15 protein-coding genes and 1 tRNA gene are annotated in these 16,378 nt (G+C 70.5%); 7 read left to right on the top strand and 9 right to left on the bottom strand.

All coding sequences use genetic code 11. The features are described from left to right. Nucleotides 1-169 precede the first annotated feature (169 nt). The 3 genes from gltX (at nt 170) to ACIOSR_RS15385 (ending at nt 2,718) form a co-directional block, all read left to right on the top strand. Nucleotides 170-1,660: a glutamate--tRNA ligase gene (gene gltX / locus ACIOSR_RS15395; RefSeq protein WP_402753099.1), complete on the top strand. Its 1,491-nt coding sequence runs from the start codon at nt 170-172 to the stop codon at nt 1,658-1,660. Further along, nucleotides 1,657-2,592 carry an NAD(P)/FAD-dependent oxidoreductase gene (locus ACIOSR_RS15390; RefSeq protein ID WP_200413138.1) on the top strand — a complete coding sequence of 312 codons (936 nt, stop codon included), beginning with the start codon at nt 1,657-1,659 and terminating at the stop codon, nt 2,590-2,592. Before gltX ends, ACIOSR_RS15390 begins: the two co-directional genes overlap by 4 nt. Nucleotides 2,593-2,646: 54 nt before the next feature. Further along, nucleotides 2,647-2,718 (top strand) — tRNA-Gln (locus tag ACIOSR_RS15385). A 150-nt stretch (nt 2,719-2,868) separates the two neighbouring features. Here the strand turns inward: ACIOSR_RS15385 and ACIOSR_RS15380 are convergent. The 5 genes from ACIOSR_RS15380 to ACIOSR_RS15360 form a co-directional block, all read right to left on the bottom strand. Beyond that, nucleotides 2,869-3,975 (bottom strand): acyltransferase family protein, encoded by a 1,107-nt coding sequence (locus ACIOSR_RS15380; protein WP_402753098.1) that lies wholly within the window; start codon nt 3,973-3,975, stop codon nt 2,869-2,871. Between the two features lie 105 nt (nt 3,976-4,080). Beyond that, entirely contained in the window at nt 4,081-6,396 is a 2,316-nt protein-coding gene (gene purL / locus ACIOSR_RS15375; RefSeq protein WP_402753100.1) for a phosphoribosylformylglycinamidine synthase subunit PurL, read from the bottom strand. A gap of 35 nt (nt 6,397-6,431) precedes the next feature. Continuing rightward, a complete protein-coding gene (gene purQ / locus ACIOSR_RS15370; RefSeq protein WP_054144901.1) occupies nt 6,432-7,127 on the bottom strand; it encodes a phosphoribosylformylglycinamidine synthase subunit PurQ in 696 nt (231 codons plus the stop codon). Beyond that, nucleotides 7,127-7,390, bottom strand: a complete 264-nt coding sequence (gene purS, locus ACIOSR_RS15365) for a phosphoribosylformylglycinamidine synthase subunit PurS (RefSeq protein WP_043597439.1) — start codon at nt 7,388-7,390, stop codon at nt 7,127-7,129. Before purS ends, purQ begins: the two co-directional genes overlap by 1 nt. 284 nt (nt 7,391-7,674) lie before the next feature. After that, complete coding sequence (locus tag ACIOSR_RS15360) at nt 7,675-9,006, bottom strand: acyltransferase (RefSeq protein ID WP_402753097.1); 1,332 nt, start codon at nt 9,004-9,006, stop codon at nt 7,675-7,677. Nucleotides 9,007-9,137: 131 nt separating this feature from the next. On the opposite strand from ACIOSR_RS15360, the gene ACIOSR_RS15355 reads away from it, so the two are divergent. Both ACIOSR_RS15355 and ACIOSR_RS15350 read left to right on the top strand, forming a co-directional pair. Further along, nucleotides 9,138-9,641: a Fur family transcriptional regulator gene (locus tag ACIOSR_RS15355; protein WP_056049519.1), complete on the top strand. Its 504-nt coding sequence runs from the start codon at nt 9,138-9,140 to the stop codon at nt 9,639-9,641. Nucleotides 9,642-9,695: 54 nt separating this feature from the next. Beyond that, nucleotides 9,696-11,198 (top strand): catalase, encoded by a 1,503-nt coding sequence (locus tag ACIOSR_RS15350; protein WP_402753096.1) that lies wholly within the window; start codon nt 9,696-9,698, stop codon nt 11,196-11,198. A gap of 101 nt (nt 11,199-11,299) precedes the next feature. Here ACIOSR_RS15350 and ACIOSR_RS15345 read toward each other — a convergent pair whose 3' ends face one another. From ACIOSR_RS15345 to purD, 4 genes are all read right to left on the bottom strand, one after another. Then, nucleotides 11,300-11,869 (bottom strand): GNAT family N-acetyltransferase, encoded by a 570-nt coding sequence (locus ACIOSR_RS15345; protein WP_123572046.1) that lies wholly within the window; start codon nt 11,867-11,869, stop codon nt 11,300-11,302. A gap of 86 nt (nt 11,870-11,955) precedes the next feature. Beyond that, nucleotides 11,956-12,870, bottom strand: a complete 915-nt coding sequence (locus tag ACIOSR_RS15340; protein ID WP_254065013.1) for a VOC family protein — start codon at nt 12,868-12,870, stop codon at nt 11,956-11,958. 162 nt (nt 12,871-13,032) lie between these two features. Next, complete coding sequence (locus ACIOSR_RS15335) at nt 13,033-13,980, bottom strand: phosphoribosylaminoimidazolesuccinocarboxamide synthase (protein WP_402753095.1); 948 nt, start codon at nt 13,978-13,980, stop codon at nt 13,033-13,035. Then, entirely contained in the window at nt 13,977-15,245 is a 1,269-nt protein-coding gene (purD, locus tag ACIOSR_RS15330; protein WP_123572020.1) for a phosphoribosylamine--glycine ligase, read from the bottom strand. The genes ACIOSR_RS15335 and purD overlap by 4 nt, the downstream gene beginning before the upstream one ends. A gap of 140 nt (nt 15,246-15,385) precedes the next feature. On the opposite strand from purD, the gene ACIOSR_RS15325 reads away from it, so the two are divergent. Both ACIOSR_RS15325 and ACIOSR_RS15320 read left to right on the top strand, forming a co-directional pair. Continuing rightward, a complete protein-coding gene (locus ACIOSR_RS15325) occupies nt 15,386-15,766 on the top strand; it encodes a sterol carrier family protein (RefSeq protein WP_123572021.1) in 381 nt (126 codons plus the stop codon). Nucleotides 15,767-15,872: 106 nt separating this feature from the next. Continuing rightward, nucleotides 15,873-16,286: a hypothetical protein gene (locus ACIOSR_RS15320; RefSeq protein ID WP_159825800.1), complete on the top strand. Its 414-nt coding sequence runs from the start codon at nt 15,873-15,875 to the stop codon at nt 16,284-16,286. The last annotated feature ends 92 nt before the right edge of the window (nt 16,287-16,378 follow it).

The raw sequence follows: 16,378 nt of genomic DNA, 5'->3' as shown, positions 1-16,378 counted from the left end.
ACTCTCAGCGCCGATGGTACTGCAAGGGGGACCTTGTGGGAGAGTAGGACACCGCCGGACTCCTTTTAGTGCGAACAGCACACGAAACACCAGAAAGGCCCCTTCTTCGGAAGGGGCCTTTCTGCGTTTAACGCTGACCCACCCACCAACCCCGGTAAGATCGTCAGCGATGTCAGCTCCCTTCTCCACCGCCACCGGCACCGACGTGCGCGTGCGGTTCTGCCCCTCGCCCACCGGAACGCCGCATGTCGGCCTCATCCGCACCGCCCTCTTCAACTGGGCCTACGCCCGGCACACGGGTGGCAAGCTCGTGTTCCGCATCGAAGACACCGATGCGGCCCGAGACAGCGAAGAGAGCTACGAGCAGATCCTCGACGGGCTTCGTTGGCTCAACATCGACTGGGACGAGGGCATCGACGCAGGTGGGCCTCATGGCCCCTACCGTCAGTCTCAGCGCCACGACATCTATCGCGGGGTCATCGATCGGCTGCTCCAGCGGGGGCTTCTCTACGAGAGCTTCGCCACGGGTGAAGAGATCGAAGCTCGCAACATCGCCAACGGTCGCGACCCCAAGCAGGGTTACGACAACTTCGAGCGTGAGCTGAGCGACGAACAACGTGCGGCGTTCCGAGCCGAGGGGCGTCAGCCGGCACTCCGGTTGCGAGTGCCCGACCGCGACCTCAGCTTCGACGACCTCGTCCGTGGTGAGATCACGTTCCCGGCGGGATCGTTCAGCGACTTCGTCGTCGTCCGACCGAACGGAGTGCCTCTCTACACTTTCGTGAACCCGCTGGACGATGCTCTGATGGGCATCACCCACGTCCTGCGCGGTGAGGACCTCCTCTCGTCCACTCCCCGCCAGATCGCCCTCTACGAGGCGCTGGTCGAGCTCGGCATCACCACGTTCGTCCCTCGGTTCGGCCATCTGCCCTATGTCATGGGTGACGGCAACAAGAAGCTCTCGAAGCGCGATCCCGAGTCCAACCTGTTCCACCACCGAGACCGCGGCTTCATCCCCGAGGGCCTCGTCAACTACCTGGCGCTCCTGGGGTGGTCCTTGACTCACGATCGGGACGTGTTCTCGATCGACGAGATGGTCGCGGCGTTCGACGTGGTCGACGTGAACCCGAACCCCGCGCGATTCGACGTGAAGAAGGCCGAGTCGATCAACGGCGACCACATTCGACTGCTGTCCGTCGGGGACTTCACCGAGCGATTGCTGCCCTACCTCGACGGGGTCGTCAGCGTTCCGCCGACGGAGGCCGAGCGTGCCGTGCTCGTTCAGGCAGCGCCTCTCGTCCAAGAACGCATGACCCTCCTGTCCGAAGCTCGTGGCATGCTCGGCTTCTTGTTCGTCGCCGACGACGACCTTGTCCACGAGGACGACGCGCTGGCCTCACTGGGCGAGCGGTCCACCGAGGTGCTGCGCGCCTCCTCGGCTGCCCTCGAGGGCCTGGCCGACTGGACGCACGAGTCGATCCAGGCGGTCCTCAAGGAGGCGCTCGTCGACGGACTCGGCCTCAAGCCCCGCGTGGCCTACGGCCCGTTGCGGGTGGCGCTGTCCGGGCGTCGCGTGAGTCCGCCGTTGTTCGAGTCGATGGAGATCCTCGGCCGCGAGTCGACCCTTGCCCGACTCGCGGCTCTCGCCGACCGCTCATGACCGAGCGCTACGACGTCGCTGTCATCGGGGGCGGCCCCGCAGGGTTGAGCGCTGCGCTCAACCTCGTCCGCGCCCGCCGACGCGTCGTGCTGATCGACAGCAACCGGCCGCGGAACTCCGCCACGCTGCTCTCGCACGGGTACCTCACCCGCGACGGCATCTCGCCGCTCGAGCTCCGCAAGCTCGGACGCGACGAGTTCCTGGGGTACGAGGGAGCCGAACACCGGCAGACCCTGGCGACGAACGTCGTCCCGGTCGACGGCGGGTTCGAGATCTCGTGCGCGTTCCGTGGGCAGGAGTCGTCCGCGCTGGCAGGGACCGTGCTGGTGACGACGGGTCTGAGCGAGACCCTCCCAGAGATCGCCCAACTCCGGGCGTTCTACGGCACGTACGTCCACAGCTGCATCGAGTGCGACGGGTACGACAAGCGTGACCAGCCACTCGCCCTGATCGGTGAGCACCCCGACCTCGTCGACCGCGCCCTGTTGCTCTCGCAGTGGACCGACGACCTCATCGTCTTCACGCACGGTTCGGACGTGGTGACCTCGGCGGACGAGGCTGCGTTGGCCGCCCGGGGGATCACCGTGGATCGTCGTCGCGTCACGAGCATCGACGGCGATCGTGACGGCATGCGTGGCGTCGTGCTCGAGGACGGCACGGTCGTGCCTCGGGCGGGGGGCTTCGTCCGCCCGGAGTGGTCGGCCGCGCTCGACTACGTCTCGGCGACGGGGGCCGACCTGGACGGCGACGGACTGCTCGTCGTGGACGGCCATGGTCGCACGTCGGTTCCCGGGCTGTACGCCGCCGGCGAGAGCACCGCGCCCGGCCCCCAGCAACTCATCGTTGCCGCCGGCGACGGCGCCCGCGTCGCTGCCGTGATCAACCGGGACCTCATCGGTGGCCTCGAACGCCTGGCAGATGCTGTACAGTAGACGTCGGTCCAGATGATGGGCCGACAGTGATGTAGACCTGACGGTTGTCATCATTGGGGTATGGTGTAATTGGCAACACGACTGATTCTGGTTCAGTTGTTCTTGGTTCGAGTCCAGGTACCCCAGCAATATGATTCCCCCTGGCCTTGCGGCCCGGGGGAATTGCTGTTCGGGCCTGTCTCGCCGCCTCCGACGGCGTTTTCGGCTTCGCCGAACGCGATCGTCCCCGCTTCGCGCCTCGGGGAGAGTCGTCAGTGCGCGGTCGGGCGCCAGCAGCTAGGCCGGTTGGGGCTCTTCTGACTCGGAGCCGAGCGGGCGCCGGGGGTCGCGTCCTCGTCGGGCGAGAACCCTGGCGAGGGGGCGCTCGACGCGACGGTGGATGACGAACGACAGGGCCACCAGGAGTGGAACCGACACGGCGACCGACAGCCAGCCGTCGATCCAGCCCAGGCGCGCGAAGAGCTCGGGCACGGCCGGGGCCACCAAGGGGTGGAACAGGTAGAGCGCGTACGACGCGGCACCGCCGGTGAGCACCCAGGTCGGCGTCACGCGGCGAAGGGGACCTTCGGCCAGCACCGTCGCCGCGACGACAGCCGTGACGCCCGCGAATCGGGCTGGTGCGTTGCGCCCGAAGCCCCCGTCGCCGACGGATGTGGCGAGCACGATCACCACGGCCACCAGGGAGACCGCGAGCACGGCCCACAACCAGCCACGGCGGGCGGGACGCGTCAGCTCGGCGATCACCATGCCGATGAGGAAGAACAGGACGATGGGGTCGAAATAGACCGCCCAAGCCGGGCGTGCGGCGTCGAAGGCCCACCACAGCGCCGAGCAGCTGACGAGCACCGCTCCGACGGTGGGCAGGACTCTGACCCTGAGGGCCAGGCACAGGGCCACGAGGGCGTAGAACGCACACTCGAAGACGAGGGTCCAGCCGACGCCGAGGACGGGTTCGATGTTGCCTTCGGCGTTGCGGGTCGGGATGAAGAAGTACGACCCGAGCGTGTTGGCCGGCTCGAGGGTGGCGTGCAGCACGGCCGAAGGGACGAGTACCAACGTCAGCACCTTGAGGGTCGTCGCGAGCCAGTAGAGCGGGACGATGCGATCGAGTCGGCGACGCGCGAAGATGGCCCAGGCTCGCGGCGTGCCCTCGAGGCGACGGACGGTGTGCATCATGACGAACCCACTGATCGCGAAGAAGACGTCCACCCCGACCGATCCGTAGCTCCACGGGCGGAACGAGGGGTCGAGCCGTTCGTGGGCGTAGAACACGGTGTGGGTGACGACCACCAGGAGGGCCGCCACGAACCGGAGGCCCTGGATGCCCGAGAAGTGCTCGCGATCGCGGAAGGGTCCAGCGGGGGACAGGGTCGGGGTCTGCACATGAGACATTTTACATGCGAATTATCCGAGGCTCAGGGCTTGCCTCGCAAGACACCGGAGGCCCTCACCTGTGGTGAGGGCCTTCGGTGCCATGCCGGATGGTGACTAGTTGCCGATGGTGGCTCCGAAGCGGGCCGGCAGAGTGCCACGGTGGGTGCTGCGCAGCTCGTCGATGGACACCGTGAAGACGTCCTGTACCTCGAGCGACCCCGACTCGCCGTCGGTGACGCCGATGCGGGCCACCGGGTAGCCGCGGCCCTCACAGAGGCCGCGGAAGCGGACGTCGTCCTCGCGGGGCACCGAGACGATCACGCGACCGGTCGACTCGCTGAAGAGCGCGGTCGCGACGTCGATGCCGTCCCGCTCGATGATCTCACCCAGCCAGACGCGAGCACCGACTCCGAAGCGCAGCACGGCCTCGGCCAACGCCTGTGCCAGGCCGCCGTCGCTCAGGTCGTGGGCCGCCGCGATCAACGACTGGTCGCCACCGGCGTGCAGGAGCTGCGCGAGCTGCGCCTCGGCCGCGAGGTCGACCGCCGGCGGTCGACCGCCGAGGTGGTCGTGGACCACGCCGGCCCAGGCCGATCCGTCGAGCTCGAGCGCCGTGGTGCCGAGCAGGTAGATGTTGTCGCCTTCGTCCTGCCAGCCGGACGGGATGCGCTTGGCGACGTCGTCGATCACGCCGAGGACGCCCACCACGGGAGTGGGGTGGATCGGACGCGTGCCGGTCTGGTTGTAGAACGACACGTTGCCGCCGGTGACCGGGATCTCGAGCTCGAGGCACCCGTCGGCCAGTCCCTCGACGGCCTGCGAGAACTGCCACATGACCTCGGGGTCCTCCGGGCTGCCGAAGTTCAGGCAGTCGGTCACGGCGGCGGGCACGGCACCGGTCACGGCGACGTTGCGGTACGCCTCGGCCAGCGCCAGGCGAGCACCCTGCTTGGGATCGAGCTGGCAGTAGCGCCCGTTGGCGTCGGTCGCGATCGCGAAGCCGAGACCGGTCTCTTCGTCGACGCGGATCATGCCTCCGTCGTCGGGGAAGCTGAGCGCGGTGTTGCCCAGCACGTAGGTGTCGTACTGGTTCGTGACCCAGCTCTTGTCGGCCAGGTTGGGCGAGCCGAGCAGTTCGAGGAACTGCTCGCGCAGGACGGCGTTGCCCGTGGGGCGGGGCAGCGGCGAGGCGCTGTCGGCCTGCAAGGCGTCGATCCACGTGGGGTAGGCGACGGGACGCTCGTACACCGGGCCGTCGACGGCGACCGTGCGGGGCTCGACGTTGACGATCTCTTCGCCGTGCCAGTTGATGACGAGACGACCGGTGTCGGTGACCTCGCCGAGCACGCTCGTCTCGACGTCCCACTTCGCCACGACCGCGAGGAACGCGTCGAGCTTCTCGGGACGCACGACGGCCATCATGCGTTCTTGGCTCTCGCTCATCAGGATCTCTTCGGCGGTGAGCGACGGGTCGCGCAGCAGGACGTTGTCGAGTTCGATGAACATTCCGCCGTCGCCGTTCGAGGCGAGCTCGGACGTGGCGCAGCTGATGCCGGCTGCCCCGAGGTCTTGGATGCCCTCGACCAGTTCGTCGCGGAACAGCTCGAGGCAGCACTCGATGAGCACCTTCTCGGCGAACGGGTCGCCGACCTGGACGGCAGGACGCTTGGTGGGCCCGCCGGACGAGAACGTGTCGGAGGCGAGGATGGAGGCGCCACCGATGCCGTCACCGCCGGTGCGCGCACCGAACAGGACCACCTTGTTGCCGACGCCCCGGGCGTTGGCCAGGTGGAGGTCTTCGTGGCGCAGGACGCCCACGGCCAGTGCGTTGACCAGGGGGTTGCCCTGGTAGACGGCGTCGAAGTAGGTCTCGCCGCCGATGTTGGGCAGGCCGAGGCAGTTGGCGTAGAAGCTGATGCCACCGACGACGCCGTCGACCACGCGGGCCGTGTCCGCCGCGTCGATGTCACCGAAGCGCAGCTGGTCCATGACCGCGACGGGGCGGGCACCCATCGAGATGATGTCGCGGACGATGCCGCCCACGCCGGTGGCCGCCCCCTGGAACGGCTCGATGTAGCTCGGGTGGTTGTGCGACTCGACCTTGAAGGTGACGGCCCAGCCGCCCCCCACGTCGACCACTCCGGCGTTCTCGCCCATGCCGACCATGAGGTTCTTCTTCATGGCGGGCGAGACCTTCTGGCCGAACTGCCGGAGGTAGATCTTGCTCGACTTGTAGGAGCAGTGCTCGCTCCACATGACCGAGTACATGGCGAGCTCACCGCTCGTGGGGCGACGCCCCAGGATCTCGCGGATCTTCGCGTACTCGTCGGCCTTCAGGCCGAGGGCGCCGTAGGGCTGCTCGCGATCGGGCGTCGCCGCGGCGTTCGCCACGGTGTCGGGCACGTGGCCCTCGGGGCGGACGTCGATCATCTCGGCGTCGTGCGGGGCGCGGTCGGTCTGGTCGGTCACTTGGCGAGGGCCCTCTCGAGAACGGACGTGAAGAAGGTCAGGCCGTCGACGCCGCTCGACATCGCGGCGGGGGTGTCGGGGCCGAAGCCCTCTTCGACGGCGTGCTCGGGGTGCGGCATGAGGCCGACGACGTTGCCGCGCGCATTGGTGACGCCGGCGATGTCGTCCATCGACCCGTTCGGGTTCACGCCGACGTAGCGGAAGGCGACCTGCCCCTCGCCCTCGATGCGCTTGATGGTCTCGGCGTCGGCGATGAAGCGCCCGTCCGCGTTCTTGAGGGGGATGGTGATCTCTTGCCCCTCGGTGAAGCCGTTCGTCCAGTCGGTGCGGGCGTTCTCGACGACGAGACGCTGGTCGCGGCGGATGAACTGCTGGTGCGCGTTGCGAGTGTGCGCCCCCGGGATCAGGCGGGCCTCGGCGAGCATCTGGAAGCCGTTGCAGATGCCGAGGACGGGCATGCCCGCGTTCGCGGCGTCGACCACGTCGGCCATGATCGGCGAGAAGGAGGCGATCGCGCCGGCACGCAGGTAGTCGCCGTAGCTGAAGCCGCCGGGCAGGATGATCGCCTCGACGCCCTTCAGGTCGTGGTCGCCGTGCCAGAGGGCGACGGGCTCGCCGCCCGCGAGTCGGACCGCGCGCTGCGCGTCACGGTCGTCGAGGGAGCCGGGGAAGGTGACGACGCCGACGCGCATCAGAGGGCGGCGGGAGCGTCGGCGACGGTGATCGAGACGACGTCCTCGATGACCGAGTTCGAGAACATGTCGTCGGCGAGCTCGCGGACGTCCGCGAGGACGGCGTCGGTCACCTCGCCCTCGACCGTGACCTCGAAGCGCTTGCCGATGCGGACGTCGGTGAACGCCCCTTTGCCGAGACGGGAGAGGGCACCGGCGACGGCCTTGCCCTGGGGGTCGAGCAGTTCAGCCTTGGGCATGACCTCGACGACGATTGTGGGCACTGGTTTACTCCTGCAGAGGCGTCAACGGGTGGACGCGACGAGTCTACGGCAGCCGCGCGCGCCTCCTGGTGGTGCCGTCGTCGTGGAGGCATCGGCCGTCGCGGCGATGGTCAGCGGAATGCGGGCCACCTGTCAGCCGGATCATTGGTTCGCGCCGCAAGGTGTTCTCAGCGGACAGAGCGCGGGCCTCGTGATCGGGCCTTCTGTTCCGCGTCCGGTCCCGGGGTTCCTGATCCGCTCCGAGACCGCCGGACGCCCGGCCGAGCCCCCCGTCGGCCGGGCGTCTACCCCGTGTGGGCTGCGTCCGCGGGTCTGTCGGCGGCCCTCAGGGCGGACTCCGGGTCGACGTCGGGGCGCGAGCGGCCGAGCAGCCAGACGGCCAGGGGCAGGCAGATCGCGCCCGCGATCGCGTTGCGCAGGTCGAGGCCCTCGTGCATCACGTCGAACGGCGGCCCGATGGCGAGCACCGCCGCCACCCCGATCGACCACCAGGAGGCGCGGCGCCGCCCCTCGGCGAACGCTCGCGGCGGCAGCTCGAACCGGGCGGTCGCCAGCGAGACCAGGCAGGTCAGCCCGATGACGAGGGCCCAGATCGGGAGGCGCGTCCACCACCAGGTGGCGGTCGAGGGTTGGGGGAGCGGCCCGCCCACGGCCAAGAGGACCCCGAGCACGGCGATCAACAGCGGGAGGTGCCAGAGGTAGATGGTCATGCCGCGGCTGCCGACGGCGAACACGACGGCGCGGGCCGCCGACGTGGACATGAGACGCGCCAGGGCGGGGTGCACGAGCGACAGGACGCAGATCTGCGCCACCCCGAGCACCATGAGCGGCACCGTCGGCGGGTTGAGGTTGCTCAGCATGTCGTCCGACCACGGCCCGGCCGTCGTCAGCGGGACCAGCGAGGCGTACGCCACGACGGCGACGACGAGCAGCACGGCCCGAGGGGTCCGACGGAACAGCCCGTCGGCGTAGGCGAAGCCGAGCTGCTGCACGAAGAGCCACACGAAGGCGAGGTTGAGGAGGCCGACGGCCGTGACGCCGGTGCCGTACCGCACCGCGTCGACCAGGACCGCGGCGACGACCAGGACGGACAGCGTCGCCCACGGGCGGGTCGCGTGCAGGCGGGCCATCACCGGCACGAGCAGCTGCGTGAAGCCGTAGGCGGCGAGGAACCAGAACGGCGAGCCCACGCCGGTCGCCACGACGTCGAGCAGTTCGGGATCGGCACCGAGCAGGGTCGCGACGGCGAGGGCGATCGCGAGGACGACGAAGACCGCGCTCGCGGGCCGGGCGAGGCGAAGGAGGCGACCGCGGACGAAGTCGCCTGCGTCGGCGCCGCGGCGCCGCGCCCCGGCCCAGGCCGTGGCGCTGGCGAACCCGCCGACCACGAAAAAGAGCGGCATGATCTGCCCGGCCCACGTCGAGAGCGGGAACCAGGACTGCTCTTGCAGGGGACGGTTCGCCACGACGGCGCCCGTCGCGTCGACGGCGACACCGACCATCATCACGTGGATCGCGACGACCAGCAGGACGCAGAAGACGCGGGCGAGATCCACCACGAGGTCGCGGCCCGGGGGGACGACGACGGACGGCGGTGTCGTGGCGGCGGTGCTCATGTCGACGACGGTAGCGACCCGTGGCCGCTCGGGTGTGGTTGTCCACAGGTGCGGCGCGTCCGAACCAGGGAACGTCCTCCGAGGTGGCCCGGATTGTTTTGATCTGATCAAAAGAGTGGTTCACTTGAGGCATGACCCATCCGACCGACGACCCCCGCGAGGCACTGCGCTCCGCCGGGTTGCGCGTGACCGAGCCCCGGCTCGCCGTGTTGCGCGCCCTCGAGCCGTCGCCCCACGCGGCCGCCGAGCAGGTCTTCGCCCGGGTCGCCCTCGACCTGCCCGGCACGTCGGTGCAGGCGGTCTACGGCGTCCTCAACGCGCTGACCGGCGCGGGGCTGGTGCGTCGCATCGAACCCGCGGGCTCGGCAGCGCTCTACGAGCTGAGGACGGGCGACAACCACCACCACGTGGTCTGCGGGGTGTGCGGCTCGGTCGCCGACGTGGACTGCGTCGTCGGCCACGCCCCCTGCCTCACCCCCTCGCACGACTCGGGGTACCTCGTGCAGACCGCCGAGGTGACCTTCTGGGGCCTGTGCCCGGCCTGTCGGGCGGCCGAGTCCGAGGGCGCGGAGGGCGACGAGCCGACCCGCGCCTCCTCGTCCGACCGCGTGGACGCGGCCGTCCCGGCGGCCTGACCGGCCCGCCCCCCTGATCTCACACGACGACGAACCACGAACGAAAGAGGACACATGACCGACGCCAAGAAGACCACCACCACCGACAACGGCGCCCCCGCCGCCAGCGACGAGTTCTCGCAGTCGGTCGGCGCCGACGGCCCGATCGTCCTGCACGACCACAAGCTGGTCGAGAAGCTGGCCAACTTCAACCGCGAGAAGGTGCCCGAGCGCATCGTCCACGCCAAGGGCGGCGGCGCCTTCGGGACGTTCGTCACGACGGCCGACGTCTCGCGCTACACCCGCGCCGCGCTCTTCCAGCCCGGTGTCGAGACCGAGATGCTCGCCCGCTTCTCGACCGTCGCCGGAGAACAGGGCAGCCCCGACACGTGGCGCGACCCCCGTGGCTTCGCGCTGAAGTTCTACACGAGCGAGGGCAACTACGACCTCGTGGGCAACAACACGCCCGTCTTCTTCATCCGCGACGGCATCAAGTTCCCCGACTTCATCCACTCGCAGAAGCGCCTGCCCGGCTCGCACCTGCGCGACCACGACATGCAGTGGGACTTCTGGACGCTCTCGCCCGAGTCGGCGCACCAGGTCACCTGGCTGATGGGCGACCGCGGCCTCCCCGCCTCGTGGCGCAACATGGACGGCTTCGGTTCGCACACCTACCAGTGGATCAACGCCGAGGGCGAGCGCTTCTGGGTCAAGTACCACTTCAAGACGAACCAGGGCAACAAGATCCTCACGCAGGACGACGCCGACCGCATCGCGGGAGAGGACGCCGACTTCCACATCCGCGACCTCTCCGAGGCCATCGACCGCGGCGACTTCCCCACCTGGACGCTGTCGGTGCAGGTCATGCCCTACGACGAGGCGGCCACGTACCGCTTCAACCCGTTCGACCTGACGAAGGTGTGGCCGCACGCGGACTACCCGCTCATCGAGGTCGGCACCATGACGCTGAACCGCAACCCCGAGAACTACTTCGCGCAGATCGAGCAGGCCGCGTTCGCCCCGTCGAACTTCGTCCCCGGCATCGCGACCAGCCCCGACAAGATGCTGCTCGCCCGCATCTTCAGCTACGCGGACGCCCACCGCTACCGCATCGGCGTCAACCACCAGCAGCTGCCGGTGAACACGCCCAAGACCGAGGTGCACTCGTACTCGAAGGACGGTGCCGCGCGGTACCACTTCAGCGAGGCGACGGCGCCGGTCTACGCACCGAACTCGGTCGGCGGTCCCGCGGCGGACCCGCAGGCCGCCGGTGACACCGGTGGCTGGGAGAGCGACGGCGAGCTCGTCCGCTCGTCCGTGACGTTGCACCCCGAGGACGACGACTTCGGCCAGGCAGGCACGCTCGTCCGCGAGGTGCTCGACGACGAGGAGCGCGACCGCCTGGTGCAGAACATCGTGGGCCACGTCTCGAAGGTCACCCAGCCCGCCCTGCGCGAGCGGGTCTACGAGTACTGGACCAACGTCGACCCCACCCTGGGCCTGCGCGTCCGCAAGGGCGTCGAGCCCGAGGCTCCCGGTTCGAACGAGGACCCGGCCGAGGTCGGCGTCCCGGCGTAGCCGCGAGTCGCGACAGACCGCAGGAGGCGCGGTGACCGTTCGTCGGTCACCGCGCCTCCTCGGCGTCTCCGGGCTTCGCGCGGTCTCGGGTGCCGCGCGGGTCAGACCATCTGGCCGTTCCAGTGCAGCTCGCCCTGCGGCCAGTCGGCGAGGGTGCGCGTGCCCTCGCGGAGCAGCCAGCCGTGGTCCTGGGTGACCAGCACGCCGGCGCCGTCGGCGCTGAACGCCGTGTAGTGCGCCGTGAGACCGTCGAGCGGCAGCCACCCGCCGCGTCGGTAGAAGCCCTGGACGTCGTCCCCGGTCTCGAGCACGCCGAAGCCGCTGTCGAGCGACGTCAGCGCCGCGTCCACCCGGCGCAACAGCTCGCCCCCGAGGCCGGTGCCCTGGACGGCCGGTGAGACCGCGACCATGCCCACCGCGGTGACGAGCAGGTCGGCGTCGCCGACGGTGACGAACTGACGTCGCAGACCGGCGTGCGCGACCACGACGTCGCCCTGACGCGCGACGACCCGCAGCTCGGGTTGCATGCCCGCCCAGCTGCGGGCCCCGGCGTACCAGTGGTCGTAGCTCGGGAAGGCCCGGGCGAGCATCGCCGCGACGGCCTCGTGGTCGTCGAGCGTGAGGTCGCCCTCGGGGGTCGTGGAGAAGGTGGGGGAGTCGGCTGCAGGCATGCTCACCACCGTAGCCATCGGCGTCGCCGAGGGAGCCGCGCCAGCGGCTCTGCGACGCCAGCGCCGAGGGAGCCTGCGACCGAGGGCTAGGCCGACTGCGGTCGGACGGTCACCTGGAGCTGGTTGGACCAGGGATCGTCGAACCCGAGCACACGCCCGTCGTCGCGGGTGGCGACGCCGTGGTGGCCGAGGCGCTCGCCGAGGGCGCCCAGGTCGTCGGCCGTCGGCACCTCGATGCGCACCAGGCCGAGGCCCAGCGCCAGCTGACGGCGCCCGGCGCCGGCGCTGTTCCAGGTGTTCATCGCCATGTGGTGGTGGTAGCCGCCCGCGCTGACGAACAGTGCCTGCGGCCCGAAGCGCGTCGTCGTCTCGAAGCCGAGCTGCTCGACGTAGAACCGGTGGGCCGACTCGACGTCGCCCACGCTCAGGTGGACGTGGCCGACCGTGGCGGGACGGGATGCCGAGCCGGTCAGCGCCTCCTCCGTGACGTTCTGCTGCACGAACGCGTTCGGGTCGAGGGCGAGGGTGGCCATGTCGACCTGGCCGTGGGTCCAGGACCACTCGCTGCGGCTGCGGTCCCAGTAGAGCTCGATGCCGTTGCCCTCGGGGTCGGTGAAGTAGAAGGCCTTGCTGACGAGGTGGTCCGCACTGCCGGTGAACGTGCCGGGGTGACGGGTCGCGACGCTGTAGACGGCGGCGGCGAGGTCGGCCTCGGTCTCGAACAGGATCGCCGTGTGGAAGAGGCCGGCGTCACGCGGCCCGGCGTGCTTCAACTCGGGAGCGTGCTCGAGGATGACGATCGGGGTCGCCCCTCGACCGAGCACCACGCGGCCCGCGGCCGGCTCGGCGGTCAGCACCGTCAGGGTGACCGCGTCGCGGTAGTACGCGGTCATCGCGTCGAGGTCGGCGACCCGCAGGGTGACGGCACCCATGCCGGTGTCGGCGGCGAGCAGGTCGGACGAGGAGGCGCGCGTCGCGTCGGTCGCGGAGGTGTCGGTCATGGGGGCCCTCGGTCTGGTCGGATGGTCACCGGGTCGGTGACGTGTCATCGACAGGAACCGGCCGGTCGGGCCGGGCATTCCCGACCGACGGCGCACCGCGTTCCGTGCACGGCACCGGAACTCGATGCGGTGCAGTGCACGAAACGCGGTGTGGAGCCCGGGTCAGCGGGCGGTCAGGCGCTCGATCAGCTCGCGGTAGCGGGCTGAGGTGCGGGCGACGATGTCGTCGGGCAGGGCGGGGGACTCGCCCGTGCCGTCCCAGTGCGCGGAGAGCCAGTCGCGGACGATCTGCTTGTCGAAGCTCTGGGTGCGGTCGCCCGAGGCGTCGACCTCGGCGTCCCAGAAGCGACTGCTGTCGCTCGTGAGGACCTCGTCGCCCAGGGTGATCTCGCCCGTGGCCCGGTCGGCGCCGAACTCGAACTTCGTGTCGGCGAGGACGACCCCCCTGGCCTCGGCCACGTCCGACGCCAGGCGGTAGATCTCGAGCGACCGGTCGCGCAGGGCCGCCGCGGTCTCGGCCCCCACGAGTTCGACGGTGCGCTCGAACGAGATGTTCTCGTCGTGCTCGCCGAGCGGAGCCTTGTACGCCGGGGTGTAGATCGGTTCGGGCAACCGGTCGCCGTTCGACAGCCCCTCGGGCAGCGGGATGCCGCAGACGGTGCCGTGCTCGCGGTACTCGGCCCAGCCGCTGCCGACCAGGTACCCGCGGACGACGCACTCGACGGGGAACATGTCGAGCGGCTTCACGAGCATGGCGCGGTCCCGGACCTGCGCGGGCAACGAGACGGAGGCGGTGGTCGGGTCGACCAGGTGGTTCGGCACGGTGGTCAGCTGGGCGAACCACCAGAGGCTGAGCTGCGTGAGCAGGGCGCCCTTGCCCGGGATGCCGGGCTCGAGCACGTGGTCGAAGGCGCTGACCCGGTCGCTCGCGACGACGAGCACGTACTCGGTGTCGGCGAGGGTGGCGGCGTCGCCGACCGAGCCGGCGACCGGCGCCGGGACGTAGAGGTCGCGCACCTTGCCCGAGTACACCGGCGTCCACCCGTCGAGGTGGCGAGGGGCGGCGTCGAGGCCGGAGGCGGAGGGCGTCGTGCCGTCGGGGGCGGTCATCGGGCGACCCGCTCGGCGATGTCGTGGCGGTACTGGCCGCCCTCGAGCTCGATGCGGGAGAGGGCGTCGTAGACGCGACCCCGGGCCTCGGTGAAGTCGGCCCCCTCGGCGACGACGCTGAGCACGCGCCCTCCGGTGGCGATGAGCTGGTCGTCGAGGCGAGCCGTCGCGGCGTGCGCGACGTGGACCCCGGCGACGGCGGTCGCGTCGTCGAGACCCCGCAGCGGGCGACCGCTCACGGCGCCCTCGGGGTAGCCCTCGCTCGCGAGGACCACGGTCACCGCGACGTCGGACGAGAACCGCGGCGACTCGTGGTTGCCCAGCGATCCGGTCGCCGCGGCGAGCAGCAGCCCGCTGAGCGGTGTGACCAGACGGGGCAGGACGACCTGCGTCTCGGGGTCGCCGAACCGGGCGTTGAACTCGATGACGCGGACGCCCCGCTCGGTGAGGATGAGCCCGGCGTAGAGGAGGCCGATGAACGGCGTGCCCTCGGACTCGAGCTGCCGCACCGTCGGGGTGGCGATGGCGTCGAGGACCTCGTCGACGAAGTCCTTCTCGCTGCCGAAGCGGTCGGCGAGCCAGGGCAGCGGCGAGTAGGCACCCATGCCGCCCGTGTTGGGCCCGGCGTCGCCGTCGAGCAGGCGCTTGTAGTCCTGCGCGGGGCTGAGCGGCACGACCGTGTGGCCGTCGCTGAGGAAGAACAGGGAGACCTCGGGGCCCTCGAGGAACTCCTCGACGAGGACGGGCCCGTGCTGCAGCCAGTAGGTGGTGTGCTCGACCGCCGCGTCGCGGTCGTCGGTGACGAGGACGCCCTTGCCGGCCGCCAGCCCGTCGGCCTTGACGACGTACGGGGAGCCGAAGTCGTCGAGCACGCCGAGGGCCTCGTCGAGGGTGCCCACGCGCGTGGCCCGCCCGGTCGGTACGCCGGCTTCGTCCATGATGCGTTTCGCGAAGGTCTTGCTGCCCTCGAGCGCCGCGGCTTTCTTGCCCGGCCCGAAGACCGGGATGCCCCGGGTGCGGAGGGCGTCGGCGACACCGGCGACGAGCGGTGCCTCGGGACCGACGACGACCAGCTCGACGTCGTTCTCGAGGGCGTACTCGGTGACGACGGCGCCGTTCGACGGGTCGAGGTGCACGATGCCGACCTGGTCGGCGATGCCCGCGTTGCCGGGGGCCGCGGTGATCTCGTGGCCCGCGTCTTCGCGCAGCAGGGCGGTGATGATGGCGTGCTCGCGAGCACCGGAACCGAGGACGAGGATTCGCACGCGCCACAGCCTACCGAGGGCGTGCTGCGATGCCGAGTCCGTCGCCCGGGCCGGGGAGGGCTGGCGCGGGCGGGCCGGGCCGGGCCGGGGCGGGCGGGCCGGAGCGGGGCGCGACGAGGAGGCGCGGGTAGCGTGGGCGCATGGCCAGGGCACGGATCGAGGACGCGGCGGGATCGGCCGCGGTGGGCGAGGTGCGGGCGGCGCTCGCCGCCGACGAGACCGCGCCACGGCCGGTGACCGCCATGGCCGTCCGTTGGTTGCTGCAGGTGCTCGCCGACGGCGAACCCGGCGCGACGGTCGAGGTGCGCGTCCCACCGTTCGGCGCGGTGCAGTTCCGCGAAGGACTCAGTCATACGCGAGGCACGCCGCCGAACGTCGTCGAGACCGACGCCGCCACCTTCGTGCGACTCGCCACCGGCGATCTCAGCTGGCAGGAGGCGCGGGCCGGGGCTCTCGTGTCGGCCTCCGGCAGCAGGGCGGACCTGACCGGCTACGTGCCGATCGCCTGGCAGCGGGGCTGACCCGCGCCTCCTCGGCGGTGCCTCCGCCGTGGTCGCCCTGCCAGGGCCCTGCTCGACGTCGAGAGGGGCGGCGGCGGTGGTCGGCCTCCTCTGGGATGATGGGCGGGTGACGAACGCACCCGACGACCAGCAGCGACCCGAGCCCGTCGTCGAGCCCTCCGCCGATCGCGCAGTCGAGTCGATCGTCGAACGTGACGAGGTCACCGTGCGCCGGGCTCCCAAGGTGCCCGTGTTCTTGATCATGGGTGCGGCGCTCGGCGTGGTCGTGTCGCTGATCGTCACCTCGCTCTTCCCGTTCGATTCGGGCGAGGGCGTCGCGCAGACCTACGGCTACATCTCGCTCTGGGGGCTCACCATCGGCGGGGCCGTCGGTTGCGTCGTGGCCATCGTCGCCGAGCAGGTGACCAGCCGTGGGGCGAAGCGCGTCCAGGTCGAACGCGAACGGCTCGAGATGCCGATCGACGACGAGGTCGACACGGCGCCCCGCCCGGTCACCGACGGCGAACCCGACCGCGACTGACGTCGCCTTGCCGAGCCGAGCCGAGCCGAGCCCAGCCAGGCCTCACCGAGCCGAGCCAGGCCTCACCGAGCCGCGCCAGGCCTCGCCTACCT

Origin of the sequence: Frigoribacterium sp. NPDC087798, assembly GCF_044742985.1 — a bacterium.
GTDB lineage: Bacteria > Actinomycetota > Actinomycetes > Actinomycetales > Microbacteriaceae > Frigoribacterium.
The sequence above is the reverse complement of the archived record's forward strand: the minus strand, read 5'-3'. Positions and strand labels throughout refer to the sequence as shown.